We start from the raw sequence: 2,314 nt of genomic DNA on the forward strand, positions 1-2,314 counted from the left end.
GTTTTAGAAATTCGGTGCTATTTAAAGCATTACGATGCACTTCTCAGCGAAATCTCACCACCTATATAAGGTATAATTTTTCCATCTTGCTCTAAAAGCAAAGCGCCTTGATCATTGATTCCTTTGGCAATGCCAAAGATCTCTTTTTCACCAATAATAAGCTTCACTCTACGATCCATAAAGTTATCTAAACGTTTCCAACGTTCAATAAACACAGATAGCCCTTGTTTTTCAAATTGAACAAATGCGTCTCTTAATGCATTAGTAATTTCACAAGCAAGTTCATTTCTATCAATTCTAATGCCAACCTGCTCTAAATTAATCCATTGTTGGTTAATCGCTTCATTTTGATTTTTACTCATTGCTATATTGATACCAATACCTGTAACAATATGTGCAACATCACCTGTTTTTCCTGTTAGCTCAACAAGAATGCCTGAAAGCTTTTTATCATTTAAATAGAGATCGTTAGGCCATTTAACTTTAACGCCATCTGCGCCAAGTTTTTGCAATACTTCAGCCATAATAACACCAACCACCAAACTCAATCCTATTGCAGCAGCAGGGCCTTGATCGAGTTTCCAATACATACTCAAGTATAAATTTCGACCAAAAGGAGAAATCCATTGGCGCCCTCTTCTACCTCGACCAGCAGACTGGTATTCAGCAATGCAGACATCACCCGATTTTAGCTCACTAATACGTTGGATTAAGTATTGGTTTGTAGAATCTATAACAGGAATAACGCTAGCAGGTTCACCTTTGATGTTCTTGTTTACACTATCCACATTTAACAAATTCATCGGGGCATCTAGCTGATAGCCCTTTCCCGCGACAGTTTGAACATCAATACCCCAACTGCGTAATGTCTGAATATGTTTATTAATACCTGCACGAGTCATTCCTAAGCTATCGCCTAGTTGCTCCCCTGAATGGATATTTCCGTCCGCAAGGAGTTCAATTAATAATAAGGGTGTTGGTGTTTCTTTCATGAAATAGCGTCCACTGCATTGATTTCGCCATATTTACCCATAAAACGCACTTCTGGCTCTAATTGTACACCGAAGCGCTCGAAGACTTTTTGACGGATATATGCAGCTAAATTAACAATGTCTTTGCCTGTGGCTAGACCGTCTTTATTGATGAGAACAAGTGCTTGTTTCATATGAACAGCGGCACCACCAATCTGATGACCTTTAAGACCACATTGATCAATCAGCCAACCTGCGGCAAGTTTTACACCATCTTGTTGAACATATTGAGGGCAGAAAGGGTATTCTGCTTTTAAATGTTGTGCAATACGAATATCAACAATTGGATTCTTGAAAAAACTACCCGCATTACCTGTTATAGTAGGATTTGGTAGTTTGCTCGTTCTCATGGAACATACAGATACAAACACATCTTTTGGTGTTACCGTTTCTAATGATAATTTTGATAAATCACCGTACGTAAGAATAGGCGCCCATTTTTTACTAAGCTGTAAACCGACAGCAATAATAGCGAAGCCTTGCTGGTAATGATGTTTGAAAATACTATCACGATAACCAAACTGACATTCATTATTAGTTAATCGATGAACATGACCTGTGCTTAACTCAACAATATCAACATAAGCACAAACATCTTTTAATTCTTTACCATAAGCGCCAATATTTTGTATTGGTGCTGAACCTACATTTCCTGGGATCAGCGCTAAATTTTCCAGTCCATAGATGTTTTGTTCTAACAGATATTCAATTAGTGCATGCCAGTTTTCGCCTGCTCCTACATGAACAGACCAATATTGCTCATCTTCAGTAATTTCAATACCAGCAATACAGTTGCGAATGACTATACCATCAAAATCTTCGGTAAATAGTATGTTACTACCACCACCTAGAATAAGGGTTGGTAATTTCTGCTCATGGGCCTTTTGCCAATAAATACAAAGCTCATCTTTATTATTTGCAGTTTCTATTTGGTGAGCTTTTGCTCTCAAACCAAATGTATTAAATGCTTGCAATGAAACCGATTCTTTCATGAAAGTCTACCTCATTTAGCTGATAGCTTAGTTTAACAGCCAAGTATCACTGAGGATAGCAAAGTGATAAGTGATTAGTATGGAGATCTCACATCTGTATTTCAGAGATCTTAGAACGCAAAAAAGCCAACCCATTGGGTTGGCTTTCTCGTCTTATTTAATGCCTGGCAGTTCCCTACTCTCACATGGGGAGGCCCCACACTACCATCGGCGCTACAACGTTTCACTTCTGAGTTCGGCATGGGATCAGGTGGGACCGTTGCGCTATGGCCGCCAAGCAAATTCTGTTTT

2 protein-coding genes and 1 rRNA gene are annotated in these 2,314 nt (G+C 38.8%); all 3 read right to left on the reverse strand.

Annotated elements, in window-relative coordinates; genetic code table 11:
• Positions 1–29 precede the first annotated feature (29 nt).
• Positions 30–992 (reverse strand): bifunctional biotin--[acetyl-CoA-carboxylase] ligase/biotin operon repressor BirA, encoded by a 963-nt coding sequence (gene birA, locus BHE89_RS14970; protein WP_069368857.1) that lies wholly within the window; start codon positions 990–992, stop codon positions 30–32.
• Positions 989–2,023 carry a UDP-N-acetylmuramate dehydrogenase gene (murB, locus tag BHE89_RS14975; RefSeq protein WP_069368856.1) on the reverse strand — a complete coding sequence of 345 codons (1,035 nt, stop codon included), beginning with the start codon at positions 2,021–2,023 and terminating at the stop codon, positions 989–991. The genes birA and murB overlap by 4 nt, the downstream gene beginning before the upstream one ends.
• 162 nt (positions 2,024–2,185) lie before the next feature.
• Positions 2,186–2,301, reverse strand: a 5S ribosomal RNA gene (gene rrf / locus BHE89_RS14980).
• Between the last annotated feature and the right edge of the window lie 13 nt (positions 2,302–2,314).

The sequence above is a fragment of the Shigella sp. FC1967 genome, assembly GCF_001743005.1.
Classification (GTDB): Bacteria; Pseudomonadota; Gammaproteobacteria; order Enterobacterales; family Enterobacteriaceae; genus Proteus.